Origin of the sequence: Xanthomonas sp. DAR33341 (assembly GCF_003992815.1) — a bacterium.
Classification (GTDB): Bacteria; Pseudomonadota; Gammaproteobacteria; order Xanthomonadales; family Xanthomonadaceae; genus Xanthomonas; species Xanthomonas cissicola.
In genome coordinates, this window is record NZ_QEYV01000029.1 from 55,314 (window position 1) to 78,918 (window position 23,605).

19 protein-coding genes, 1 other RNA gene and 2 pseudogenes are annotated in these 23,605 nt (G+C 66.3%); 11 read left to right on the forward strand and 11 right to left on the reverse strand.

The window, feature by feature from the left end:
* Positions 1-122: 122 nt before the first annotated feature.
* Together EO156_RS13990 and EO156_RS13995 are read right to left on the reverse strand one after the other, a co-directional pair.
* Positions 123-1,604 (reverse strand): ribonuclease H-like domain-containing protein, encoded by a 1,482-nt coding sequence (locus EO156_RS13990; RefSeq protein WP_033483017.1) that lies wholly within the window; start codon positions 1,602-1,604, stop codon positions 123-125.
* Positions 1,601-4,096, reverse strand: coding sequence for a DEAD/DEAH box helicase (locus EO156_RS13995; RefSeq protein ID WP_016849694.1), 2,496 nt, complete (start codon positions 4,094-4,096; stop codon positions 1,601-1,603). Before EO156_RS13995 ends, EO156_RS13990 begins: the two co-directional genes overlap by 4 nt.
* Positions 4,097-4,273: 177 nt before the next feature.
* On the opposite strand from EO156_RS13995, the gene EO156_RS14000 reads away from it, so the two are divergent.
* The 4 genes from EO156_RS14000 (at position 4,274) to EO156_RS14015 (ending at position 5,685) form a co-directional block, all read left to right on the forward strand.
* Positions 4,274-4,936 carry a hemolysin III family protein gene (locus EO156_RS14000; protein WP_005912558.1) on the forward strand — a complete coding sequence of 221 codons (663 nt, stop codon included), beginning with the start codon at positions 4,274-4,276 and terminating at the stop codon, positions 4,934-4,936.
* A gap of 67 nt (positions 4,937-5,003) precedes the next feature.
* Entirely contained in the window at positions 5,004-5,261 is a 258-nt protein-coding gene (locus EO156_RS14005; RefSeq protein WP_016849693.1) for a type II toxin-antitoxin system Phd/YefM family antitoxin, read from the forward strand.
* Positions 5,249-5,548, forward strand: coding sequence for a type II toxin-antitoxin system RelE/ParE family toxin (locus EO156_RS14010; RefSeq protein ID WP_005928957.1), 300 nt, complete (start codon positions 5,249-5,251; stop codon positions 5,546-5,548). Before EO156_RS14005 ends, EO156_RS14010 begins: the two co-directional genes overlap by 13 nt.
* Positions 5,549-5,608: 60 nt before the next feature.
* Positions 5,609-5,685, forward strand: a non-coding RNA gene (locus EO156_RS14015) — sX9 sRNA.
* A 50-nt stretch (positions 5,686-5,735) separates the two neighbouring features.
* Here EO156_RS14015 and EO156_RS14020 read toward each other — a convergent pair.
* A pseudogene (locus tag EO156_RS14020) lies at positions 5,736-6,634 on the reverse strand (SDR family NAD(P)-dependent oxidoreductase).
* A 58-nt stretch (positions 6,635-6,692) separates the two neighbouring features.
* On the reverse strand, positions 6,693-7,430 hold the full coding sequence (locus tag EO156_RS14025) for an SDR family oxidoreductase (protein WP_016849691.1): 738 nt from the start codon (positions 7,428-7,430) through the stop codon (positions 6,693-6,695).
* Positions 7,431-7,555: 125 nt separating this feature from the next.
* Between EO156_RS14025 and EO156_RS14030 the strand changes: the two genes are divergently transcribed.
* Positions 7,556-8,467, forward strand: coding sequence for a LysR family transcriptional regulator (locus tag EO156_RS14030; protein WP_016849690.1), 912 nt, complete (start codon positions 7,556-7,558; stop codon positions 8,465-8,467).
* A 196-nt stretch (positions 8,468-8,663) separates the two neighbouring features.
* Here the strand turns inward: EO156_RS14030 and EO156_RS14035 are convergent, their stop codons facing one another.
* Positions 8,664-9,737: an ATP-grasp fold amidoligase family protein gene (locus EO156_RS14035; protein WP_026006953.1), complete on the reverse strand. Its 1,074-nt coding sequence runs from the start codon at positions 9,735-9,737 to the stop codon at positions 8,664-8,666.
* A 598-nt stretch (positions 9,738-10,335) separates the two neighbouring features.
* Here EO156_RS14035 and EO156_RS14045 point away from each other — a divergent pair.
* A pseudogene (locus EO156_RS14045) lies at positions 10,336-11,053 on the forward strand (hypothetical protein).
* Between the two features lie 190 nt (positions 11,054-11,243).
* Here EO156_RS14045 and EO156_RS14050 read toward each other — a convergent pair.
* The 3 genes from EO156_RS14050 to EO156_RS14065 all read right to left on the reverse strand — a co-directional run bounded on the left by EO156_RS14050 (position 11,244) and on the right by EO156_RS14065 (position 14,226).
* The gene (locus tag EO156_RS14050; protein ID WP_016849685.1) at positions 11,244-11,891 is read right to left on the reverse strand and encodes an NAD(P)H-dependent oxidoreductase; all 648 of its coding nucleotides are present in this window, start codon (positions 11,889-11,891) and stop codon (positions 11,244-11,246) included.
* A 702-nt stretch (positions 11,892-12,593) separates the two neighbouring features.
* Entirely contained in the window at positions 12,594-12,782 is a 189-nt protein-coding gene (locus EO156_RS14060; RefSeq protein WP_011050089.1) for a CsbD family protein, read from the reverse strand.
* A 283-nt stretch (positions 12,783-13,065) separates the two neighbouring features.
* Positions 13,066-14,226: an HDOD domain-containing protein gene (locus EO156_RS14065; RefSeq protein ID WP_029827798.1), complete on the reverse strand. Its 1,161-nt coding sequence runs from the start codon at positions 14,224-14,226 to the stop codon at positions 13,066-13,068.
* 305 nt (positions 14,227-14,531) lie between these two features.
* Between EO156_RS14065 and EO156_RS14070 the strand changes: the two genes are divergently transcribed.
* Positions 14,532-14,972: an SRPBCC family protein gene (locus EO156_RS14070; protein ID WP_026007133.1), complete on the forward strand. Its 441-nt coding sequence runs from the start codon at positions 14,532-14,534 to the stop codon at positions 14,970-14,972.
* A gap of 299 nt (positions 14,973-15,271) precedes the next feature.
* On the opposite strand, the gene EO156_RS14075 is transcribed toward EO156_RS14070, so the two are convergent.
* From EO156_RS14075 to EO156_RS14085, 3 genes are all read right to left on the reverse strand, one after another.
* Positions 15,272-15,583, reverse strand: a complete 312-nt coding sequence (locus EO156_RS14075; RefSeq protein WP_005917446.1) for a protealysin inhibitor emfourin — start codon at positions 15,581-15,583, stop codon at positions 15,272-15,274.
* Positions 15,580-16,650 (reverse strand): M4 family metallopeptidase, encoded by a 1,071-nt coding sequence (locus EO156_RS14080; RefSeq protein ID WP_029827799.1) that lies wholly within the window; start codon positions 16,648-16,650, stop codon positions 15,580-15,582. The genes EO156_RS14075 and EO156_RS14080 overlap by 4 nt, the downstream gene beginning before the upstream one ends.
* Before the next feature lie 110 nt (positions 16,651-16,760).
* Positions 16,761-17,417: an SDR family oxidoreductase gene (locus EO156_RS14085; RefSeq protein WP_026007069.1), complete on the reverse strand. Its 657-nt coding sequence runs from the start codon at positions 17,415-17,417 to the stop codon at positions 16,761-16,763.
* A 233-nt stretch (positions 17,418-17,650) separates the two neighbouring features.
* Here EO156_RS14085 and EO156_RS14090 point away from each other — a divergent pair, with 233 nt between their 5' ends.
* The 4 genes from EO156_RS14090 (at position 17,651) to EO156_RS14105 (ending at position 23,258) form a co-directional block, all read left to right on the forward strand.
* Positions 17,651-18,121 (forward strand): NUDIX domain-containing protein, encoded by a 471-nt coding sequence (locus tag EO156_RS14090; RefSeq protein ID WP_015471538.1) that lies wholly within the window; start codon positions 17,651-17,653, stop codon positions 18,119-18,121.
* A 280-nt stretch (positions 18,122-18,401) separates the two neighbouring features.
* The gene (locus tag EO156_RS14095) at positions 18,402-22,124 is read left to right on the forward strand and encodes a M48 family metallopeptidase (protein ID WP_029827800.1); all 3,723 of its coding nucleotides are present in this window, start codon (positions 18,402-18,404) and stop codon (positions 22,122-22,124) included.
* A gap of 385 nt (positions 22,125-22,509) precedes the next feature.
* Complete coding sequence (locus tag EO156_RS14100) at positions 22,510-22,908, forward strand: host attachment family protein (RefSeq protein ID WP_003487911.1); 399 nt, start codon at positions 22,510-22,512, stop codon at positions 22,906-22,908.
* Between the two features lie 20 nt (positions 22,909-22,928).
* Entirely contained in the window at positions 22,929-23,258 is a 330-nt protein-coding gene (locus EO156_RS14105) for a thioredoxin family protein (protein WP_005930133.1), read from the forward strand.
* The last annotated feature ends 347 nt before the right edge of the window (positions 23,259-23,605 follow it).

Here is a 23,605-nt window from a genome sequence, read left to right on the forward strand (position 1 = left end):
GTGGCCCAGTAGGTTGCCATCGCTCGGCCGTCGCCGCTGTTGCGATGCGCGTAGCCGTGCGCAAGGACTGTTGCGTTCGTCGCGCCGCCCACTGCCCGGCCGAGCCTTTGCATCCTGTCGCGCTACGACGTTTCCAGCAGTGGAATCACCTCCCGCTCCTGCGCGTCCACCGCCACCAACCGTTGCATCAGTAGCGACAGCGTCACCACATCCTGGTGGTTGTGCTCGGCCACGCGGCGCAGGTTGCGCGCGCTGCCGCCACGCAGGTAACTCAACCAAGCCGCCGGGGCCTCGGAGCCGGGCAGGTCGTCTTCGCGTACCACGCGCAGCAGTTGCCGTTCGATGGTGGCGAGCTTGCAGTTCTCCCAGGTGCCGCGATAGCGCCGGCGGGTGGGGAACAGCAGGTCCACATGGTCCAGTGCAGAAAGCGGGTCGCCGCCACGTGCCAGGCGGTAGCGCGTCTTCAGCAGCGGGGCGTCGTAGCAGCGACCGTTGTAGCTGGACAGCACGGTGCGCGGTGTCAGCCAGGTGCGGAACAGATCCAGCATCGCGCTTTCGGCCGCCATCGTGGACATCATCAGTTGACGCACGCGCAGGCCGCTGCCTTGCACGGCATCGACCACCCAATCGGCCACGCCGATCATGAAGGCGCGGGTGCCGGTGCCGCCGGCCAGGCCGGTGGTTTCGGTATCGAAGAACAGCAGGTCCATCGGGTCGACGGCATCGTCGCGTTTGGCGAAAGCCAGCGAGAGCGCCTCGGTGGGAATCGCCTGCGGCAGGAACGCTTGGATCAGATGCAGGCCGGGCGCGATCTCGTTGCCGGGCAGAGATCGGTCGGTGGATCGCGCGCGGACCGGTGCGTGCGCCGAGACCGCGCGCTCGCGCAGGCCGATCATCTTGCGCAAGCCGGCGATGTCGGTGCGGCGTTGTGCCGGATGTGCCGGCGACATCGATGCGGGCGATGCCGTCGTTGTGCCGCGCGCTGTCGGCCAATGGCTTGCGCCATCCGCATCCACAGCGATGATTGCATCTACATCTACATCTACATCTACATCTACATCTACAGTCGACGGCAGCGCCGGCTTGTGGCGCACATCGTGCTCCACCCACGCAAATACCGATGCGTCGCGCGCAGGCGGTGCAGGTATGGACGACTGCAAGGCGCGGGGCGTGCGTGTTGATGCGGCGCGTGCCTCGTTCGGGCGACCGGCCACGGCGCCATGACGTGCAGCCGCGTTATCTCGCAGCGGCGGGCGCGCAGTAGGTAACGCGGCGCTGGGGACCGCTGCCCGCTGTGCGCGTGTCGGCATGACCGCATCGGCCTTGCGCGCGGCAGGCGTCAGCCCGCCAACTTGACGGCGCAGCAGGCGCAGACGTTCGGCGCTGACGCCTGGGGCATGACCAGGCGCAGGCGACCTGCCCTGCGTGTCCGCGCCGGCAGCCGGCGGCGCAACCTCACCGACAGGCGCAGCATCCACGGCCTTCGCATCCACCGCCGCCGCATCGTGCAGCGCATCGCCATCGTCAGCCTTCGCCGGCGCAGGCACATCCGCCTGCCCGGCCTGACGCCGCAGCAAGCGCAGCCGGTCCGCACTCACACTCATGCAAGCACGTCCAGCGCCAGGTCGTCGTCCACCTGCGCGGCATGCCGCAACGGCGCATCGGCATCGAACAACAACGCCAGCACCGTCAGCGCCAGCGACTTGGGCGATTCGCCCTTGGCGGCCTCGTGCGCGGCTAGCACCGGGCCCACGCAGGCCGGGCAACCGGCGCTGCAATCGCAACGCCGCACCAACTCGTCGGCGCGCTGCAGCAGCTCGGCCTGGCGCAGCCACAGCGGCTCGCTCAAGCCCACCCCGCCAGGGAAGTTGTCGTACAGATACACCGTGGGCACGAACGCCTGCTGCAATTCCACCGTGGCGTGCTCGCCTTCTTCCACGCCGCGCAGCTGCCCGCGGCCGGTCTGGTCGGCTACCGCAAACCACGCGCCATCGCCATTGCCTACGGCCTTTTGCAGATCGCGCGCATCGGCCATCACCGCCACCGTGGCGACCACGTGCAGCGCGTAGGCAGCACCGAGGAAGCCATCCAGCGCATCCTGCTTGGACGCAAAGGCCTTGCCCAGGGTCGCCTGCGGCAACTGCCACCATACCGCGGTGGTATGCAATTCCTGGTCGGGCAGATTCACCGGCCCGTAGCCGATGTTTTCGTGCGTGTAGTAGCGGATCTTCTTGTAGCCGGACACGCGCCGCACCACATGCACTTCGCCGTGGTGCGAGTCGCCACGGCCGGCCACGCCGCCGTCGAAGCGGTCCAGCACCTTCAACTTGGTGTAGTCGATGCTGTCGGTGTAGTAGTCCACATGCGTGCGCGTCACGTACGCCTTGCGGCCTTCCCAGTCCAGCCGCTCCACCTGGTACGGCGTGCTCTGCACCATGTGGATGGCGCCTTCGTACAAGGTGAGCGCAGCGGCCGAATAATCCACCTCGGCGATGATCTGCTGCTTGCCGTCGCTCTTGTCCACCACCACGAAATTGCCGTCGGCCACCGAGCGCAGGCTCACCGCATTGGCCGGGTAGCTGTCGGCGATCCATTCCCAGCGGTCGCCTTCCTGGTGGATCACCTCGCTTTCGGCCAGCGCTTCCAGGAACACCAGCGGGTCGATCGGGCCGAATGGCTCGTCGGCGATGAACGGCAGCTCGAAGGCCGCGCAACGGATGTGATCGAACAGGATCAGCGGTTGGTCCGGCGCGGTACGCGCATGTTCGGGCGAGGCATCGGCGAAGAAATCCGGGTGCCGCACCACGTATTGGTCCAGCGGTTGCGAGCTGGCCACCAGCACGCCCAGTGCCGGTTGCTGGCGGCGCCCTGCGCGGCCGAAGCGCTGCCAGGTGGCGGCCACGCTGCCGGGGTAGCCGTTGAGGATCACAACGTCCAGTGCGCCGATATCCACGCCCAGCTCCAGCGCGGAGGTGGAAATGATGCCGTCGATATTGCCCGCACGCATCGCACGCTCTACCTCGCGACGCTCGGTGGGCAGATAGCCGCCGCGGTAGGCGCGAATGCGTGCCGGCTTGCGCGGGTCGTGGTCGAAGATGTCCTTCAGATACTTGGTCAGCACTTCCACCATCAGGCGCGTCTGCGCGAACACCAGCGTCTTCAGGCCGCTCTTGATGGCGATACGCGCGATGCGGTTGCTCTGCGAACGCGCCGAGGCACGCAGGCCCAGATCCGCATTGACCACCGGCGGGTTCCACAACAGCACATGCTTGTCGCCGGTGGGCGCGCCCGATTCGGTGATGCCATGCACCTGCTCTTCGATCAAGGCCTGCGCGTGCGCATGCGGGTTGCCGATGGTGGCCGAGCACAGGATGAATTGCGGGGTGGCGCCATAGAACGCGCAGATGCGCTTGAGCCGGCGCAGCACGTTGGTGACGTGGCTGCCGAACACGCCGCGGTAGGTGTGGATCTCGTCGATCACCACATAGCGCAGGTTTTCGAAGAACTGCGCCCACTTGGTGTGATGCGGCAGGATCGCCTGGTGCAGCATGTCCGGGTTGCTCACCACGATGTCGCCATGCAGCCGAATCGCCTGGCGCGCATCGCCGGGCGTGTCGCCATCGAAGGTGAAGGCTTTCACGCCCAGCTCGCCGGCGCGGTTCAACTCCAGCAGCTCGGCCACCTGGTCCTGCGCCAGCGCCTTGGTCGGGAACAGGTACAAGGCCTTGGCGCCGCTGGTCATCGCCGCGCTCACCACCGGCAGCGTGTAGCACAGCGATTTACCCGAGGCGGTGGGCGTCACGATCGCCACATGCTCGCCGCGCTGGGTCGCCGCCCAGGCATCGGCCTGGTGGCTGTAGAGCTGGCTGATGCCGCGCGCCTGCAGCGCATCGGCCAGCGCGCCGGGCACATCGCCGGGGATCGGCGCATAGCGGCCTGTGCGCCCGGGAATGGTGAAGCTGCCGGTGATGCGGTCGTGGTAACGCCGTTCCAGGCGCTCGGTGAGCAAGGCGCCATCGCGGCTGGGCCGGCCGTCGGTGGTGGCCAGCGCGCGTTCGGCGGTTTCGGTGCGGGGAGCGAGGGCAAACGGCGGCATACGGCAAGGGCTCCCAAAGAGGGAGATCAAACGAAAAGGATGTCTCAGGGTATGAGACCGGGGCGCCCGCGCCCAGCCTGCCTCACTGAGCGGATTCAGCAAGCCGGGTATCCTGTCGCCCCCACAGCGTCACGGCTGCCTTGCACGCTGGGGGATCCCCCACACCGAAGAAACGCCGTGCCCGTGCCTGCCAACGTCACTGCTCCGCATTACAAGTCCGTCTCTGCCCGCCGCGCCGATATCGCGGTACATGCCGCCGGCCTGTTGCTGGCCATCGTCGGCGGCGCCTGGATGGTGGTGCGCGCGCACGCCAACCAGACCATGCTGCTGGCCACCTGCATCTATGCGCTGGGGCTGCTGGTGATGTTCGCCTGTTCGGCGGCCTACAACTTCGCCCCGCCGCAGCGCCAACCGATGCTGCGCAAGTTCGATCACGCCGGCATCTTCGTCATGATTGCCGGTTCCTACACGCCGTTTTTCCTGGTGGCGCTGGACGGCAGCTGGCGCTGGGTGATGATCCTCAGCGTCTGGTGCGTGGCCTTGTTCGGCGTATTCGCCAAGCTGTGCCTGCCCGGCATCGCCAAGGGCTTCTGGGTGGCGATCTATCTGCTGCTGGGCTGGGCCGGCATCGTGGTGATCAACCAGATGATCGCCGGGCTGGACAGCGCGGTGCTGTGGCTCATCGTTGCCGGCGGCGCCTTTTACACGGTGGGCGTCGCGTTCTACGTGCGCAAATCCATGGTCTACAACCGCGCCATCTGGCACGCCCATGTGCTGGGCGGCGCATTGTCGCACTGGTGCGCCATCTGGCTGTGCCTGAGGCCGTTGGGCGAGGGGTGACCACGCAGTGTGGCGTCCTCGGGCCGGCCGCTTGCCTGGCCCGAAGTGATACTTTAATGTCACTAGCATGCGCACCGAACTTGTCACCACGCTCAAGCGTCAGGCGACCGAACTCCTTGCAGCTGCAGAGCGCGACAAGGAGCCAATCCTGATCACACAGCACGGTTTACCCAGTGCCTATCTGGTGGATGTTGCCAGCTATGAGCGCATGCAGCAGCGCATTGCGCTCCTCGAAGGAATCGCCCGTGGAGAAATGGCAGTCGCGGAAGGCCGTACGCTGAGCCATGAACAGGCACGGCAACGCATGGCGCGATGGCTGAAATAATCTGGTCGGTGCCGGCATTGGCTGATCTGGACGCAATTGCCGACTACATCGCAATCGATAACGCACCCGCTGCAGCGGCGCTGGTGAAACGGGTGTTCGCGCACGTTGAGCAATTGATCGAACACCCGGACAGCGGAAGCCGACCACAGGAACTCAAGCGCTCGCGCTATCGCCAGATTGTCGAACCACCTTGCCGCGTGTTCTACCGCGTGGATGGGCAGCGCATCGTGGTGGTGCACATCATGCGGTCGGAGCGCGCGCTTCGCGGGAACCGTCTTTCACGCTAAGAGCGGCCAACAAGACCGCGGCACAGCCGCCAGGCAGGCGCGGCCGGTGCTTGGTGCGGCATGCACCACGCCGACACTGCGGTTGTGAGTGCGCCGTCCACATCCAGCGGACGACTGCTCGCCACGGTCTGTTCGCCGCTCTATGGCCGGCAGGCGCTCCAAGCGCCTGCCGCATCCCATCATTCCATCATTCCACCACGCGCGGTGCCAACAGGTCGTCCAATCCCACACGGTGCAGCATCTCTGCACGCAGACGATCGAGGACCGCGAAGCCCACGTCTGCGCCATCGCCCGCCGGGTCGATATGCACCCGGAACGGCCGCTTGCCGAACGGTGCGTTCACCACCTGCACGATCGCCTGCGCCACCTCGGCCACGTCGGCGTCTTCGGGCACCAGGCGCGCAAACGCCTGCTGCACCTGTTCGCCAAAGCCCGCATACGGGCCGGCCTCGTACGCAGCGGCGCGCGCGGCATCGTCCGGCGTCCCGGCATGGGCGAAGTGGTTGGTGCCCTTGGTGAAGGCGCCGGGCACGATGATCGAGGTCTCGATGCCCCAGCGCGTCAACTCGCGTGCGTACTGCACCGCCAAGGCATCCATCGCCGCCTTGGCCGCGAAGTAAGGGCCCAGATACGGGGGGTGCCGCCTGCCGAGCTGCTGCTGGACACCCACACCAACAGGCCCTGCTGCTGTGCCCGCAATTGCGGCAATGCCGCGCGGTTGACCCGCTGCGTGCCCAGCACGTTGATGTCGTAGACGTGCGCCAGCTGTTCGGCGGTGAACGCTTCGGCCGGGCCGAACACCATGTGCCCGGCGTTGTGCACCACCACGTCCAGCCCACCGGCCTGCGCCACGATGGATGCCACCGCCGCGTCGGCCGAGGCCTGCGATTGCACGTCTAGCTCTAGCGCGTGCAAGGCTAGCTGCTGCTTGCCCGCCAAGTCGGCCATCTCCTGCGCCACGCCGGCATTGCGGCCGGCGGTATCGCGCATGGAGGCGTAGACGGTGTGGCCGGCGGCGGCCAGCGCTTGCGCGGCCAATCGGCCAAAGCCGCTGGACGCGCCAGTCACCAGAATGCGTTTGCTCATGTCATTGCTCCTCGAGGGGGAAACCAGCAGCGTGCGCACTGCCGCGCGCCGCAGCGGGTCAGACCATGCCGCCGTTGGCGCGCAGGACCTGGCCGTTGATCCAGCCGCCATCCGGGCCGACCAGGAACGCCACCGCCGCCGCGATGTCCTCCGGGCAGCCAAGACGTTCCAGCGGGTTGGCCTTGGACAAGCGTTCGATCAACTCCGGCGACTTGCCGTCCAGGAACAGCGCCGTGCCGGTCGGGCCAGGCGCCACCGCGTTGACGGTGATGGCACGCCCGCGCAATTCCTTGGACAGGATCGCCGTCAGCGTTTCCACCGCCGCCTTGGTGGCCGCATACACCCCGTAGGTTTCCAGCTTCAGGCCGACCACGCTGGTGGACAGGTTGACGATGCGGCCCCCGTCGCGCAGCCGTCGTGCGGCCTGGCGCAGCGTGTTGAAGGTGCCTTTCAGATTGATCGCGATGTGTTTGTCGAACAAGGCATCGTCGCTGTCGGCCAGCGTGGCCAGCTGCATGATGCCGGCGTTGTTGACCAGCACATCCACGCCGCCGAACGCAGTCTCGGCCGCGGCAAACAGGCGCGCGACGGCGGCCGGGTCGCTGACATCGGCCTGCACGCTGATCGCGCGGCCACCGTCCGCTTCGATGCTGCGCACCAGTCGATCGGCCTCATCCGCATGGCCGGCGTAATTGAGCACCACGGCAAAGCCATCGCCGGCCAATCGCTGCGCGATGGCAGCGCCAATACCGCGCGAGGCGCCGGTCACCAATGCAACTTTATGCTGCTGAGTCATGCAAGTTCTTCCGTCATGCCGCGGGCTGCGGCGTTGCGGAAACTATCCAATGCAATGACACGACGATCATCACACTAAACTGCACAGCACTGTTTCCAGCGCCCGAACAGTGGGCAGGGAGTGTCATGGATCGGTTCGACGCCATGCGGTTGTTCGTGCGGATCGTGGAGCGGCGCAGCTTCACTGCAGCGGCCAACGACATGGAAATTCCGCGCTCCACCGCCACCAAGGTCATCGCCGAGATGGAAGCGCGCCTGGGCGTGCGCCTGCTACAGCGCACCACGCGCGTGGTGCGGCCCACGCTCGATGGCGAGCTCTTCCATCAACGCTGCATGCGCATCCTGGACGACGTGGACGATGCCGAAGGCGGCTTCCGCGGCGTGGCGCCCAAGGGGCTGTTGCGGGTGGAAGTGCAGGGCACGCTGGCGCGGCACTTCTTGCTGCCCGGGTTGCCCGCGTTCTTTGCGCACTACCCGCAGATCCAGCTGGTGATGAGCGAGAGCGACCGCTGGGTGGACTTGGTGGAAGAAGGCATCGACTGCGTGCTGCGCTATGGCCCGCTGCGCGACAGCGAACTGGTTGCACGCCGCGTGGCCATGCTCGAACGCCTCACCTGCGCCACGCCGCAATACCTGCAACGTTTCGGCATGCCTACGCAGCTGGAAGCGCTGGACCAACACCGCATGGTTGGCTTGCGTTCGATCACCACCGGCGTGGTCACGCCGCTGGAGTTCCAGACCGCCCAGGGGCTGCGTACCTTCGCATTGCCCAGCCCGCTCAGCGTCACCGGGACCGAAAGCTATCTGGCCGGCATCCGGCTTGGTCTGGGCATCGCGCAGGTGCCGCGCTTCCATGTGGCGCACGACCTGCAGCAAGGCACGCTGGTGGAAATCCTGCGCGACACCCCGCCGCCGTCCAACCCGGTGTCGCTGCTGTATTCCCGCGCCCGCCAGCTGTCGCCACGGGTGCGCGTGTTTCTGGACTGGGCCGCTGGCGAATTTGCCAAACAGGCCGGCGTGGCGCAGCCAATCGGCTAATCGCACCGGCGGGCCTTGTATTGCAGGTGGTTGGTGGCATCCGCAACACGGCGCGCGGCGGCAATCTGCACCATCCGCGCATCGCTGTCAGCCATCATCGGCCGCCGTGCACCGCGTGCCGGAGCGCTGCAGGTATCGGCCGATGCGCTGGCGCGCTGCATCGGCGTCGCATGGGCACTGCACCTGCGTTGACGCCTCACCGCTGTGGCACGTGCACACCCACACCAAACCCTTGCATCGGCAGACACGGTTCCCCAGGCGCGCGTCGCTGCACCCACATATCGCCCATTATCCGGTCCAGCCCACGGTCCAATCCGGTTACCAACCCGGCGCCCGGGGTAAAGGTGAGTTCGCCGAAATACACCTGCCCGTGCTGGATATACCAATCCACTCGCACATAGTCGAAGTCGCTGGCCAGCAACTTGCTCAGTTCCAGCGCCTGCTCGAGAAGTTCCGGCGCACACGGCGGCGCGCGACCGTCGTCGCGGATGCGGTGAAACGCATCGTGCAAGTTGCCGACGAAGAACGTCATCGACAATTTCGGGGTGTCGAAGCGGCCGTAAATCACTTGCAGCACGTACTTGAAGGTGCCATCGGCCTGCCGAAACATATGGAACTTGTAGTCCACCGGCACTTGCTGCGCATCGCCGATGTATTTTTCCACCAGAATGCGTGGCGGAATATCGCGGTAATGGATCTCGCGCACCATGTCGGAAAAATCCGTGCGCATCCATTGGCCGCAACGCGCGATGATGCGGCGTTTCTGCTGCGCATCCGGCTCTTCGCGCACCACTTCCACCATGGCCGCGCCGTGGTTGGCCTTGATCACCGTCTGCTGCCATTGCGGCAAGCGCAGCAAATCTTGCGGATCGGTGGTGTCCAGTAATAGCGGGATCAGATGCGCCTGGCCGATCTTGGCCGCCACATACGGCCGCACCGCAAACTTGTCGGCCAACCGCTGGTATTGCAGGTAATCACCATGCACACACTTGCGGTAGAGGATCTTCTCGTTGAAGCATTTCGGCGCGTACAGATCCGGCAGGCGTCCAAACGTATGCAGGAAGTACAGCCGGTCCTGATGCCGCCAAGGCAGCGTACGCACCAGGCTGCGCGCGCCCTTGCGCAGCAGGCGCTTGAGGGTGGCCGCATCTGCCGCGGTGCGCGGTAATGCGGCCGGGCGGGCAATGCCCACGGCCAACGCTGGCAGCAACGCGGCCCATGGTTGCCCGGCGGCCCCATGCGCACCCATCGGCTGCGTCTGCAGCCCCATCCTGTTCTCGGCCATATCCAGATCCTTCTTCCGCTATAAAGTGAGATATCAATCACATTTCGTGTGATGTCTGTCACGATATACGGAAAAAATGAGACGAGGGTTGCGAAACGTCTCAAGCGACCTGATTACGCAAACATCGCATTGCTTATGGCCTAAAACAGCCGAATTTCGTGTCTTGTTGCGTCTGCTTTGACGCGTTGCAGGAGCCAGCGCGAGCGTCCGCGCCGGTTGAGTGCTTATGGACGTAAACACATGGGAAAAACCGGACTGAGTCGTATGGTGAGTGCTCGCCAATACCCGAGGATGTCAGTGCGCGCCCGCATTTAAAGCAGCACGTTGTCGCGTGCTGATGCGCCTGCGTTAGTCGACGTCGAAGCTAGTAGGCGCTGTTGTACAGATCGGCGTGCATTGCTTGCGCGGTGCGCGGTCGACAGCCTGGCTTACACACCCGGCTGCATCTCGCGCAGCTGTCTTGACCGTGTCATCGCCGACACGCAAGGTGCAGGCTCCAAGGAGCAACGCAGATGCGGCGATGTGCAACCCGGCATATCCCGCACGCCAACAGGACAGCCTCATGAAATTCGCCAGCATCGCACTGACCGCACTCACTGCAATGGCAGTCAGTAGCTGCACAAATGCGCCAACGCCAACGCCAACGCCAACGCCAACGCCTGCACATGCAGCGTCAGTCGCCGCGCCGACAGTCCACGCACGCACCACCAACGACAGCGCCGCCTCGAATAACACGCCGCAGCCATCGATTACACGCGCAGCGCCGACCCATGCCGACCCATGCCGACACCACGCCGTATCTCTGCCAGCCCGGCGCCTATGCCTGCATCGCTGGCGGCCCGCTGCTGGCCAGCTCGCAGGCAGAAGCGCACTGGCTGATTGCCCACGGCTACCCATCGCCGGCCGAGCACGCACGCTTGAGCAAGCTGGATCTGGCCCAGTTGCAGGCCGAGTCGCAGGCGGGCAATCCCGCGGCCACTGTGCTCTACGGCAGCAGGACCGCACGCAGCAGCCGCTTCGAGAGCGGTGTGGCGATCTTGCGCAAGGCCGCAGCCACCGGAAATATCTACGCATACTATGGGCTGTCCGAGGTCTACAACGGCGACACCCCGCAAAAGAACCTGGTCGAGAGCGCAGCGTATCTGCGGCTCGCCTATCTGCTCGGCGATCGCAAGGCATCGGTGGCCATCGCTCGAAGAGGCTTGAGCGACATCGAGAACATCGCCGCAGACGAGCGCGCTGCAGTGCTGTACCAGATCTTTGCCAACTCCCCGCGCCCGTCTCCACGGCCGTTTGAGTGATGTGCGATGGTGGGCGACAGGCTGCTGCACGACCCTGGACGCGCGGCCGCGTAGATTGCATGCGCTACTAGCAACGGTGATGCGGTTGCACGTCATGACTAGCGCGGCATCATGCAAGCGAGGTCATGACGCGGGAGCATCATTGGCACGCAGGCATGCAGGCACGGACGCAGCTGGGCAGACCTGCCAGTCACCACGACGCAGCAGCTGTACCCTGGAGTAAGCTGGGTGCGCTATCAGCAGATGCTCTTGCGGCAAACAACCGCGCACCAATCGCGCGCGCCGTGTCCAAGTGCGATTGCGGAAAGCCCGCATCCGGCACCGTCAGCAGCTCCGAGGTGCGCACCGGCGCACCGCAGAAATCGAAGATGCCGTGGTTGATCTGCGTTTTCATCGCACCGAAGTAGCCGTGCCGCGCATAGGTGCGCTCGTCCGCACCGCCGATGGCCAGCATGTGCACATCAAGGTGCTGCAGCTTCTTCACGATCTTGCCCTCGGCGCCTTCATCAAACGCCCAGCCCAACGTAAACACCCGGTCGATCCAACCTTTCAGCAGCGCCGGAAACGACCACCAGTAAATCGGGAACACCAGCACCAGCGCATCGGCGCGATCCAGCCGCGCGTGTTCGGCCGCTACATCTGGCGCAGGTGCCGCTCGCCGCTGAAAGAGCGCGATGTCGGACTGGTTGAAGCGCGGGTCGAAACCTTCCTGCGCCAGGTCGGCGACCTCAACCGTATGCGCCGCATCGGACGCCAACACGGCATGGCGCACCTGCGCAGCCACTGCGTGCGTGTGCGAGCGTGATTCCGGGTGCGCAACAACAATCAAGGCATGCATTACACGAGTCTCCAGTCGAATAGCGTCATCGCGTATCTGCGCCGGCGGACCGTCGTACACGCGTGCTGAGCTGATGCATAGGCCGTCGCCCATGCATCCGACTACGCAAACGTTGCGGCATAGTCCTACCATTAAAGCGAAGCGGTAGCGCAGCCCAGTGCGTCCGCGGATCACCGGCTAGTCGCCGGTGATGTCACTACCGGCTGCCTGCGCCATAGGGTCACCAGCGCAAGCAAGCCATGCAGCGGGCCAGGCGACAATACCCACGCGATGTGCAGCCCAACCCCAGCGTCTCCACCAGGCGAGTGGTGATTCCAATTACTACCACGGTGATCGCAAACCGATCGCCTTCTGCATCGACAGCGCACTGCCGATGATGGCCGTCGAGCATGCACGTGCGGCTAGCGCGGAAAATTTTGGCGAATCCGCTTCCCCCTGGCGCCCCAGACCACCATCAGCGAGCGCAATGCGTGCATCCTGCGCTGCCAGCAGTGGGAACATCGGACATGCGATATCGGCACGCAAGCTAACGCGACAACATTTGTACGCTTACTACCCTTGCACCTCTCACCAACGCCAACGCCCCGAACACGTGGGGGCGCATTGGCAATCGTCCGCTGTTCGCGCTGCATCACCGAGTGCGTTGCACGCGATGCATGGTTTACAGCCCTGTGGCTGTCAGCCTACGTTGATACACCCAACCTACTTGGTCGATTTGACAGCGTCGCGCACGTCATCGGCGACTTCGCCGGCCTTGCGCTGCACCTTTCCCACGTTCTTTTCAGCAGCGCCTTCCAGTTCGGTGCTCTTGTCGCCAGTGACACGGCCGATGGCTTCCTTGACCGAGCCCTTGACCTGCTTGGCGGCGCCGTCGATACGGTTCTTATCCATGGGATGTCTCTCGTCGTTTGGGGAACCCGGCCAGTCTGTGCGTGACGGCGTGAGCATGATGTGCGCTTGCGCCCGGATGCCCCGGTTGCGAATGCACTAGTTGTGCTAGTGCATTCGCGCCAGCCGCATGCAACCAGCAGGGCCTGGCTAAGCCGAATCTTCAAGCGCACGCAGTGGACATGGTCATCGGCTGCTTGACGCTGAATGCTGTGGTAAGCAATGGCCGTTGCCTCAGCGCAACTCACTCCACGCTTGCAGCCACCAGTCGTTGCCTCAGCGCAACTCACTCCACGCTCGCGGCCACCAGCCGCTGCCACAGTGCGGCGTTTGCCTCGCTGTCCGGCTCCAGGGTGGCCAGGATGCCGAGGGCGTGGTCTTCGTGCTCGGCGCCATGGCGGGCGAGCATGGCCAGGGCGGCGGCGAGGCGGCCGTAGCGCAATGCCAGGCCGAGCGGGGTGGCGAGCAAGCTGGTGTCGTGTTCGGGGCGCTGTTCGTCCAGCGCGGTGCCGAGCGGTGGCGGCAGTTCCCAGGCGTTGGCAATGGTTTTGGCCACGGTGGCGGTGTGGCGTTCGACCAGGGCGGCGGCCACTTCCAGGTTGTATGGCACGGCGGGACGTTCGGCATAGGTGTCGCGCAATACGCGCAGGATCACCACCGCACCCAGGCCCTGCAACAGGCCGGCGAGTTGACCGGACAAGGTGTCGCCGCCGCGTTCGCGCAGATAGGCGGCAGCGGCGGCGGCGGTGCGCAAGGCGTAATCCCACACGGCGGCGGGCAGCCGCGAATACAGCCCGCCATCCAGGCTCAGCACCGGCTGCATGACGGCCGCGGCGACGATCTGGCGCACGCCTTCGGTGCCGATATGCACCACCGCGCGCTCCAGGCTTTCCAGCGGGCCGCCTTGCGGGCGGTACAGTGCGCTGTTGGCGATGCGCAGCAGGTTGGCCGCCAATGCGGGGTCCTGCGCGATGATTGCGGCGATGCCGCGGCCGGAGGCATCGGGGTCGTTCACCGCACGCATCAGCTGCGGCAACAGGTGCGGGCGACGCGGCAGCAATTGCGGGCGCAGGTCGACATGTTCGAGCGCGGCGGCGACGGCGGCCAGCACCTCGGCCTGGGCGGGGTCGGCGGGCAGCGTGCCCTCGGCCAGCGATGGGGTGGCCATCACGGCCGCATACATGCGCCGCAACAGCGGGCGCATCGGCGGCGGTTCGATCTGCAACGTCTGCGCAGCGGGCGGCGGGACAGGTTGCTGCAGCGGCGCGGCGGGCGATGGTGCCGGTGCGATCGGCGGGTGCGCTGTGGGCGCAGTGCCGGCCGACGTCGGCGCGATGTCATCGGCCTTGGCATCGCGGCGTCGCGCCAGCAACCACCAAAGACCTCCGGCGAGCACAACGGCACCTAGCAGTCCGGCGGCGAGCAGCAACACAGTCACGAGCATCATGGAAAAATCGTCTGATCAGTGCGACGACTATCCGCGAAGCCGGTCGCGGCGGCAATGCGAGCGTTGTTGCTAGGCACTGCGACGGCTTGACGGGCAAGCCCGTACGCGCACGCAGCAAAACCAACGTCGCGTCGTCGCGGGTTCACGCAATGGGTTGCGTACAGCAGGCACCAACCAGACATCCCTCGCCGAAGCCGCCGCCGCCCGGACATGACCGTGCGCACGCGGGCCATGGCATGTCGATGATGTGCAATGGCGGGTTGGTCGCTAGCATGTAGAGACGTTCTCTGCCCAAGCGAGTGCCCATGTCCACCGTCACGCTCCACCGCGTCATACGTGCCAGCCCCGAGCGGATCTATCGCGCCTTCCTCCAGGCCGATGCGGTGGCAAAGTGGCTGCCGCCCAATGGCTTCACCTGCACCGTGGAGCATTTGCATGCGCATGTTGGCGGCACCTTCCGCATGGCGTTCACCAATTTCGCCAATGGCGAGCGGCACGCGTTCGGCGGCATCTACCGCGAGCTGCAACCCAACGTGCTGTTGCGCTACGACGATGCGTTCGACGACCCCTCGCTGCCTGGCACCATGGTCACCACGGTGCAGTTGCATACGCTGCCGTGCGGTGCCGATCTGCACGTGGTGCAGGAAGGCATTCCCGAACAGATTCCGCTGCATGCCTGCTACCTGGGTTGGCAGGATTCGTTGATGCTGTTGGCGCATCTGGTGGAAGCCAATCCGGAGCACTAGGCGCGCCGTGCCATGCGCCGGTGGCGGTGCGCTGCAGCAATGAGGGGCGTGTCTTCAGACTGACCGCTGCGCTGCACGTGGCGCTAACGCGGTGCACGCCACCATGCGTCACCAGCTGTGCAGCCTTAGAGCATCTAGGCAGCTTAAAGGGTGCAGGCATCCGCAGTTGGACCATCTTCGCTGACCGACAGGCACCGCGCATTGCGCGGTGTCTTCGTTTGCGCGACTGGGCGCCTGCCGTGCGTTGCGCGCGAGTCAGCGCAGCACAATGCCTGCATGCGCAGCGGTGGCGGCCTGCGCTACAGCGTGCCCTGCTTCCACAGCTGCACGATTTCCGCAGGTGCATGTTCTTCGGGGATGCGCAGCGGCTCGCTGGCGCCATCCCAGACGATGCTGAAATAGCGGCGATCGCCACCGCCGGCCTGCGGCGCCGGCAGCGCGTGCGCCATGCACTGATCCAGCACGCTGCGCAGCCGCACCCGCTGCGCATCGTCCAGGGCATCCATCGCCAACTGGCGCTCGCGGCGCATGGCCGGAAACGCCGCCACCCCGCCTTCGCGCGCCAGCCGCAAGGTCACGCCCGTTTCCACTGGTGGCCGTTGTGGGCTCATGCGAGCACGCCCACGTCGCGCCAGGCTTGCCGGAGGGCCACAGCTTCGCTGCTGTTGGCGCCGTAGTCGGCGCTGGCCACGCTGGCGGTCAGGTCGGCGAACGTGGCGAAGTCCGCGCTGGCGGCCAGCTCGCCACCGGTGAGCGCGCGATACCAGATGCGCCCGGTCTTCTCCCACGCCGCCCCACCGATCGCGACGGCGGCGCGATAGAACGCGTGGTTGGGAATGCCGGAGTTGTAGTGCACGCCGCCATCGTCCTCTTGCGTGTCGACATAGCCGGCCATGGTCGCCGGCTGCGGATCCTTGCCCAGGGCCGGGTCATCGTACGCGCTGCCGGGTGCCTGCATCGAGCGCAGGCCCACGCCCTGGATGCCGGGCATCAGCAAGCCGGCGCCGATGATCCAGTCGGCCTGGTCGGCGCTCTGGCCCAGCGTGTATTGCTTGATCAGCACGCCGAACACGTCCGAAATCGATTCATTCAAGGCCCCGGACTGGCCTTGATAGATCAGGTTGGCGGTGCGCTCGGTGACGCCGTGGGTGAGCTCGTGCCCGACCACATCGATGGCGATGGTGAAGCGGTTGAACACCTCGCCGTCGCCATCGCCGAACACCATCTGCTCGCCGTTCCAGAACGCGTTGTCGTAGCCGCGCTCGTAATGCACGGTGCCGATCAGCGGCATGCCCGCCGCGTCGATCGAATCGCGCCCGTACACGGTCTGGAAGAAATCGTGGGTGGCGCCCAGGTAGTCGTAGGCTTCGGTCACCGCCACGTCCTGGGTCGCGGGGGCACCTTCGTCACGCGCCAGGGTGCCAGGCAGGGTGGTGCCTTGCTGGGCATCGTAGATGCGCCGCTGCACCGCCTGGGCGCTCTGTTGCGCCTTGGCGTCTGCCGCTGGCGCATCTGCGCGTGCCAGCAAGCCCAGCGCGCGCTGCTGCCGTAGCTGCGCGGTGATCTGCCGCGACAGCAGCGCGCACTGGCGCGCGTGTGCGGGCGCGGCCTGCGCCACGTGTTCGAGCAGATACGGCGGCAGGATCCCGGCGCGGCGCGGGCTGACGAACGTGGACATAAGCGACCTCCACAATGGGCTGCGCTGGCGACTATGCGGGCGCCGGCTTTAGGAATTCGTTAGCCGGAGCCAATTGCCGCGTGCAGTGCGGATCGCGCGGGGTGTTGCGTTCATTCCAGCTGCGACAGCGCCTGCGCAATGGGAGTCTGTCCGTCGATGAAGCCCATCGTTTTGCCGATGCTGCCCGGCGTTGCCAGTGCGGCGGCGATCACCCGCGCCACGTTGGCACGCGAGACGCCGCCGTCGGCATCGCTGCCCGGGTCGCGGGTGATGCGGCCCGAGGGCGGGTCCAGCGTGAGCCGGCCAGGGCCGAGCACGGTCCAGTCCAGCGTGGTACTGCGCAGGTGCGCATCGGCAGCGGCCTTGGCCTGCGCATAGGCGAAGAACGCATCGTCTGGCCCGATACCGTGTTCCAGCCCGGCGCCGAGATAGGACACCATCACATAGCGACGCACGCGTGCCTGCTCGGCTGCGTGCATGGCGCGAATGGCCGCATCGCGATCCACCGCATAGGTGCGCGCCGCATCGCCGCCGCCCGCCCCGGCCGACCACACCACCGCATCGTGACCGGCCAGTTGCGCGGCGATGGCGTCGGTCTGCGCGCGTTCGATGTCCAATACCACCGGCGTGGCGCCATCGGCGATCACATCGTCTTCGTGTGCGGGGTTACGGAACAACGCAGTGACCTGATGCCCGCCCTGCACCAACAGCGGCGTGAGCAGGCGCGCCACCTTGCCGTGGCCGCCGATGACGAGAACTCGCGACATGGACCTCTCCAACAGCCGCGCGCCAGCATGGCGCGTAAGGCGGCCATCCTCGCCAATGCGGTGATAAGGCGGTGTCATCGGGCACCAGCGCTGCCATAACGCGATAGGGCGCATGCCTTCCGTCTCTGCGCGCCGCAGCCGGTGCTTCCTGGGTGGCGCTCCTCAGTGCCCAGGCGCGCGGCGATCGAACATGCCGGCCAGCATTCCCCGCAGCCGCCACATCTAGGACACTGATGCGCCAGAGTCTGCGAGAGTTGCTGATGCCGATGTCTTCCGAGTTACGCCCGCGCGTTGGCTGTGGCGCCTTCCTCCAGCGGGCCGACGGCCGCTTGCTGCTGGTGCTGCGCGGGCGGGCGCCCGAGCAAGGCCATTGGGGGCTGCCCGGCGGCAAGGTGGACTGGATGGAAACCGTGGAAGCCACGGTGGTGCGCGAAGTGCTCGAAGAAACCGGCCTGCAGGTGCATCCGCAGCGCGTGCTCTGCGTGGTCAGCCACTTCGAGCCGGACATGGACCCGCCGCAGCATTGGGTGGCGCCGGTGTATCTGGCCAGCATCCAGGGCCCGGAACAGGCGGTGCTGCGCGAACCGCAGGTGCTGCTGGACATGGGCTGGTTCGCACTCGATGCCTTGCCCGCGCCATTGACCCGCTCGGCCATGCAGGCGGTGCAGCAGGTACAGGCCGAGCGCGCCGCCACGCGGGCATGACTGCGTTACAGCAGCGCTGAGGCTCTCGTGCGGCGGGCATGTGCCGCGCCGCGGGCACATGGATTTTGTCGCCCCGCTCGGCTATTTTCTGCGCTGCCGGGGCGAGGGGACAGCGCGCCCGGCGGATCGAATCGCACGGCCGGGATGCCGAACGACTGCGTGGCGCCCGGCCACTCATCAGGGGACACGAATGGAATCGCTCTATCCGCAAGGCCCGGCCGTGGTGCCGGAACAGCTCACTGCGCCCAGCAGCAACTATCGTCGCAACGCCTGGCTGGCCATGTTCGGCCTGGGCGGTTTCATCGCCGTGTACCTGGGCTTGCTGGTGTGGTTCGGCTGGACTGCCTACCGGCTGGTCGCCGGCTTGCTGCAGGGTTCCGGCGGCGAGCAAGCGTTCTGGCTTTGGGTGGTGGCCGCCGGCGCGGCGTTTCTGGCGGTGTTCATGGCCAAGGCGCTGGTGTTCAACAAGCGCGCCGAACGCGACACCCGCGCGCTGGAACTTACCCCCGCCGAGCAGCGGGCGCTGTTCGCCTTCCTGTACCGGCTGGCCGACGATGCCGGGGCACCGCGCCCGCACAAGGTCTATCTGTCTGCGCAGGTCAACGCCGGGGTGTTCTACGACCTGTCGCTGATCAATCTGCTGCTGCCCTCGCGCAAGAATCTGGATATCGGGCTGGGCCTGGTCAATGTGCTCAATCTGGGCGAATTGAAGGCGGTGCTGGCCCACGAATTCGGGCATTTCGCCCAGCGCACCATGGCGGTTGGCCGTTGGGTGTATATCGCCCAGCAGATCGCCGCGCACATCGTGGGCAAGCGCGATGCACTGGATCGCGTGTTGGCCACGCTGTCGCGCATCGACCTGCGCGTGGCGTGGATCGGCTGGGGGCTGTCGTTGATCGTGTGGTCGATCCGCTCGCTGGTCGAAATCGCCTTCCGCGGCGTGGTGCTGGCGCAACGCGCACTCTCGCGCGAGATGGAGTATCAGGCCGACCTGGTGGCCGCATCGCTCACCGGCAGCGATGCGCTGGTGCATGCACTACACAAGCTGGAAGCGGCCGATGATGGCTTCCAGCGCGCGCTGCGCTTTGCCGCGCGCGAATTCGCTCAGGACCGCCCGGTCAAGGATCTGTTCGCCATCCAGTCGCGCATCATCGAACACATGCGCGTGGTGTTGAACGACCCCGGCCATGGGGCAGTGCCGGCGGTACCGACCGAGGCAGCGCCGATGCACCGGCTGTTTCATAGCGAAATCGCCCAGCCCTCGCAGATGTGGGCCACGCATCCGCCCAGTGCCGCGCGCGAAGAGAATCTCAAACCCCGCTACATCGCCTGCGCCATCGATGCGCGCCCGGTGATGGAGTTGCTGCATGACGCGCAGGCCCTGCGCGAGCGCGTGTCGCTGGGCATGTTCAACGGCGAAGCGCCCACCTGTGTGGACACTGCCGTTTCGCTGGAGCAGTTGGAACGCGAATTCGCCGCCCTGTCGTTGTCGCGGCGCTACCAAGGGCTGTACCTCGGGCGTTCGTGTACGCGCACGGCGCGCACCCTGGACGAGCTGTATGCCACACCGCTGCCGTCGGGCGATCTGCTGCAGGCATTGGACGGCCTGTACCTGCCCGACGATGGCCAGGCGATCGAACAGCTGCGCGAGCGCGAGCGCCAACGCGCCACCTTGCAAGGCTTGTTGGATGGCGGGCTGCGCGCCGCTGGCGGGGTGGTGACCTGGAAGGGCACCACGTTGTCGCGCACGCAGCTGCCGGCGGTGATCGCCGACCTGGACGACGAGCTGCGGGTGCTGCGTGCGCGCGTCAGCGGCCACGATCAGCGTTGCCGCAGCGTGCATCTGGCGGCTGCCAACCGCATCGGCGGCGGCTGGCCGGCGCTGCTGCGCGGCTACCTGGCGGTGCTGCATTACACCGACCACACCATCGCCGATCTGGAAGACGCCAACCTGCTGTACCTGCAGACCTTCCACGCCGTGATTGCCGATGGCCGCGTCTCGGCCAAGGAATTGCGCCAGCTGGTGGCGGCCTGCAATCAGGTGCAACGCGCGCTGCGTCAGGTGTACGCGCAGGCCGGGCAGGTGCAGTTGAACGCGCCGTTGGCGCACGCCCTGGGCAAGCCGCAGTGGTCGCAGTGCCTGCCGGAATTCGGTCTGGTCGAGGCCGACGACAACAACATCAACGCCTGGATGAAGGCGGCCGGTAGCTGGGTGCAGGTCACCCTGGACGCATTGGGCACGCTGCGCGATGCCAGCCTGGAAGAGTTGCTGCGTGCAGAAAACGCCGTGGCCGAGCGCCTGCGCAACGGCGACACCTTGCCAACCGACGACACGCCCCCGGCAGCGCCAGCCGATTACCCAATCCGCCTGCCGGGCGAGGTGCGCCAGCGCGATCTGCGGCAGAACCTGTGGCAGCGCTTTCTGGCCGCCGATGGCGTGTTTCCGTCGGTGGCGCGGGTGGCGGTGGCCGCATCGATCGTGGCTGGCGTGTTGTGGGCCGGCGGTGCGGTGGGCATGGCCGAAGTGGTCGCCTACAACGGTTTGCAGCAGACCGTGACGGTGGCCATCGACGGGCAGGCCGCCACCATCCCCGCCAACGGCCGGCATGTGTTTCGTCTGTCGGAGCGCTCGACCCACCATGTCGAAACTCGCACGGCCAACGGCGCGGCGATCGAACGTTTCGATGCGCCCAGTGGCGGCCACGGCGGCCAGTTCGCCTACAACGTGGCCGGTGCCGCGCTGCTGCTGAACTGGCGCGCCAGCTACGGCTCGGCCAGCGAAGACACCACGCGCAGCCTGAGCACTACACGCTGGGAACGCACCCAGGCGCAGGACATCTTCAGCGAGCCGCCGCAGAAGGTCAGCGGCAAGGGCGGCCAGTACCGCGACGTGCTGACGGCCGTGTCCGGGCGTTCGCCTCACGAGCTGTTGGGCGAGCTGGGCCCGGAGCGCGATCTGGCGCTGGCCACCGCGCACGCACGCTGGGACGATGCGGGCTCGGCGTATCTGGAGCAGTGGATGGAACAATTGCGCCGCGCCGCGCCACACACCGTGCCTGCGCTTCTGGCCGAGCGCCTGCAGCGCAACCCGCAAGATGTGGCGGCGCTGCGCATGCAGCAGGACATCGCCACGCCCGAGCAACGGGCGCAGGTGTGCGGCCAGCAGACCGCCGCTGCGCAGGCGCATCCGGATGCGCCTGCGTTGCAGTACGCGGCGATCCGCTGCCGCAGCGATACGCCCGAGCGCGACCAGGCGTTTGTCGCCGCACAGGCGCGCTGGCCGAACGACCCTTGGCTACAGCGCGCTGCAGCGGCCGTGCAGGTCGGTCAGCTGCATCTGCCGCAAGCCCAGGCGCTGTACGAACAGGCAGCGCGCGCGCCGGCACTGGCCGATGACGTGCTGCCGCTGCTGGCCCGTGTACAGCGCCACCGCGGCCTGGCGACGGACCTGCCGGGCATGGCGCAGCGGTCGCCATCGCTGGCATCGATCGTGGCACTGGAGGGCGGCGAGCGCACCCAGGGCACGCCTTACCACAGCTATTACGCCCTGGCCCACGGGCAACTGGACACGGCAGTGACAGAGGCGGCCGCCGATGCCGACGTGCAGGCGCGCATCGTCCGGCTCGCGGCCGCGTCCCGTGGCGCCAGCGCCGCATTGCTGCAGCAGGCACGCGTGCTACCCGAGCGCGCCGGGCTCGACGCCATCACTGCACCAAGCGCCTGGGCACTGGCCGCGCGCGAGGGCTGGCAAACGGATGCGTTGCGCGCGGCAACCCTGCAAGGCACCGGCGAAGATGGCGCCTACATCGCGCGGTTCTTCGACGCGGTACAGGCCGGCAGCAGCCAACAGCAGGCCGAAGCGGCATTGGGCGGCGTGAGCCTGGTCGGCCGCGGCCTGGCGTACACCATGGCGGCGGTACTGCTGGGCCAGCGCTGCCCGGATGCATGGCGGCGTGGCGCGCAGCAGTTGTTGTTTGCCAGCGAGCGCCCCTATCTGGGCTGATGCAGTGCCCGGTGTACGGCGATGCACTGGCTCAGGCGAGGGCGTGACGTCCCTCGCTCGGACACTGCCGGACGTAGCGCACGGGATGACGCCGCGTTGCCGACAGGACGCCAAGCAAAAAAACAACACCTGCGCTCGCCGTCGCGCGGGTGCGGACCGGCTGCGGCATGCCTTCCATTTCCGACACGCTTCCGGAAAGCCAGCAGGCGCTACGCGTCATCGCGCGTTTTTTCAGCGAGCATCTGGAGCTGCCGTCGCCGCAGTTTCGACGCGCAGCACTAACGCGCTGCTGACACCGGCTAGGCGCAATCCTTACATCTTCTCACCTAGGTTGAGGCCGACTGGCGCTGCACTTGCAGCGTCGACATCGACCAGGAGAAACCGGATGAGTCTGCAAATTCCTCAGGGCGCCTTGGTAGTGGTGGCCGACGGCGGCGAAGCCCGCTGGTTCACCAATACCGGCAACGAAGCCAAGGTCGTGCTGCGCCAGCACGCGCGCACCGACGTGCAGAACGTCGATGACGACGGCCCGGCCGGCAAGGCGCCGCAAGATCTCACCGAAACAGACCTGGACGAAATGACATTCGCCAAGCAACTCTCGCACGCCTTGAACGATGGCGCCTTGAAGCACGAATACACGCATCTGGTGCTGGTGGCCGACCCCACCACGCTGGGCCGCGTGCGCCCGCTGCTGCACAAGGAAACCCAGCAGCGCCTGGTGGGCGACCTGGCCAAGGATCTAACCAACCTGCCGCTGGAAGATATCCAGCGCGCCTTGTCGTAATCAAGCGGAGCATCCAGACGATGGGGTTCGTTCGCGAGTACGCCGCCCAGGCACCGGAACGCAGCGCGGTGGAGGCACAGGCCGGTTTGCAGGTCCTGGAATTCGGTACCGACTGGTGCGGCCATTGCATTGCCGCGCAGCCGCTGTTGCAAAAGCTGTTGGGCGGATACGACGCGATCGATTACCGCAAGATCGAAGATGGAAAAGGGCGGCCGCTAGGCCGCTCCTTTCGCGTCAAATTATGGCCCACCATCATCCTGCTGCGCGATGGGCAGGAATTGGCGCGTGCAGTCAGACCGCAAACGCGTGAGGATCTGCAAGACCTGTTATCGGTGCTGGATGCAGCCTGATTGCGCAACATCGTATCGCCCCGAGATGCGCTTGCACTGCGCTGAGAATGGCTCACGACAGTTGGGCCTGACGCAGGCGCAGCAGTTTTCCTATTCGCTGTAACAAGCGAGCATCCGATACGTCGTGCTGCTTCAGGTGCTACGCAGTGCAGAGCGTGCGCGACACCGTCGCAGCGGATGCGTAGAGTGAACGGGCACGTGCGCATCGCGCACCAGTACAGACGAATCGGCCAGAAACAAGGCGTTTTCCGCGCCTGGCGCCGTCGCGCCTGCATCAATCGACCGGCTGTAGTACCATAGCGCGCTGATCAAGCCCTTGGGCAATGCCCATCCCTTGGTCGTCTGTC

Excerpts from the sequence above, each read along its gene's own strand:
- EO156_RS13990 (WP_033483017.1), bottom strand. The coding sequence starts at position 1,604 with ATGAGTGTGAGTGCGGACCGGCTGCGCTTGCTGCGGCGTCAGGCCGGG.
- EO156_RS13995 (WP_016849694.1), bottom strand. The coding sequence starts at position 4,096 with ATGCCGCCGTTTGCCCTCGCTCCCCGCACCGAAACCGCCGAACGCGCG.
- EO156_RS14005 (WP_016849693.1), top strand. The coding sequence starts at position 5,004 with ATGCGCACCGAACTTGTCACCACGCTCAAGCGTCAGGCGACCGAACTC.
- EO156_RS14010 (WP_005928957.1), top strand. The coding sequence starts at position 5,249 with ATGGCTGAAATAATCTGGTCGGTGCCGGCATTGGCTGATCTGGACGCA.
- EO156_RS14025 (WP_016849691.1), bottom strand. The coding sequence starts at position 7,430 with ATGACTCAGCAGCATAAAGTTGCATTGGTGACCGGCGCCTCGCGCGGT.
- EO156_RS14030 (WP_016849690.1), top strand. The coding sequence starts at position 7,556 with ATGGATCGGTTCGACGCCATGCGGTTGTTCGTGCGGATCGTGGAGCGG.
- EO156_RS14035 (WP_026006953.1), bottom strand. The coding sequence starts at position 9,737 with ATGGGGCTGCAGACGCAGCCGATGGGTGCGCATGGGGCCGCCGGGCAA.
- EO156_RS14050 (WP_016849685.1), bottom strand. The coding sequence starts at position 11,891 with ATGCATGCCTTGATTGTTGTTGCGCACCCGGAATCACGCTCGCACACG.
- EO156_RS14060 (WP_011050089.1), bottom strand. The coding sequence starts at position 12,782 with ATGGATAAGAACCGTATCGACGGCGCCGCCAAGCAGGTCAAGGGCTCG.
- EO156_RS14065 (WP_029827798.1), bottom strand. The coding sequence starts at position 14,226 with ATGATGCTCGTGACTGTGTTGCTGCTCGCCGCCGGACTGCTAGGTGCC.
- EO156_RS14070 (WP_026007133.1), top strand. The coding sequence starts at position 14,532 with ATGTCCACCGTCACGCTCCACCGCGTCATACGTGCCAGCCCCGAGCGG.
- EO156_RS14075 (WP_005917446.1), bottom strand. The coding sequence starts at position 15,583 with ATGAGCCCACAACGGCCACCAGTGGAAACGGGCGTGACCTTGCGGCTG.
- EO156_RS14080 (WP_029827799.1), bottom strand. The coding sequence starts at position 16,650 with ATGTCCACGTTCGTCAGCCCGCGCCGCGCCGGGATCCTGCCGCCGTAT.
- EO156_RS14085 (WP_026007069.1), bottom strand. The coding sequence starts at position 17,417 with ATGTCGCGAGTTCTCGTCATCGGCGGCCACGGCAAGGTGGCGCGCCTG.
- EO156_RS14090 (WP_015471538.1), top strand. The coding sequence starts at position 17,651 with ATGCGCCAGAGTCTGCGAGAGTTGCTGATGCCGATGTCTTCCGAGTTA.
- EO156_RS14095 (WP_029827800.1), top strand. The coding sequence starts at position 18,402 with ATGTTCGGCCTGGGCGGTTTCATCGCCGTGTACCTGGGCTTGCTGGTG.
- EO156_RS14100 (WP_003487911.1), top strand. The coding sequence starts at position 22,510 with ATGAGTCTGCAAATTCCTCAGGGCGCCTTGGTAGTGGTGGCCGACGGC.
- EO156_RS14105 (WP_005930133.1), top strand. The coding sequence starts at position 22,929 with ATGGGGTTCGTTCGCGAGTACGCCGCCCAGGCACCGGAACGCAGCGCG.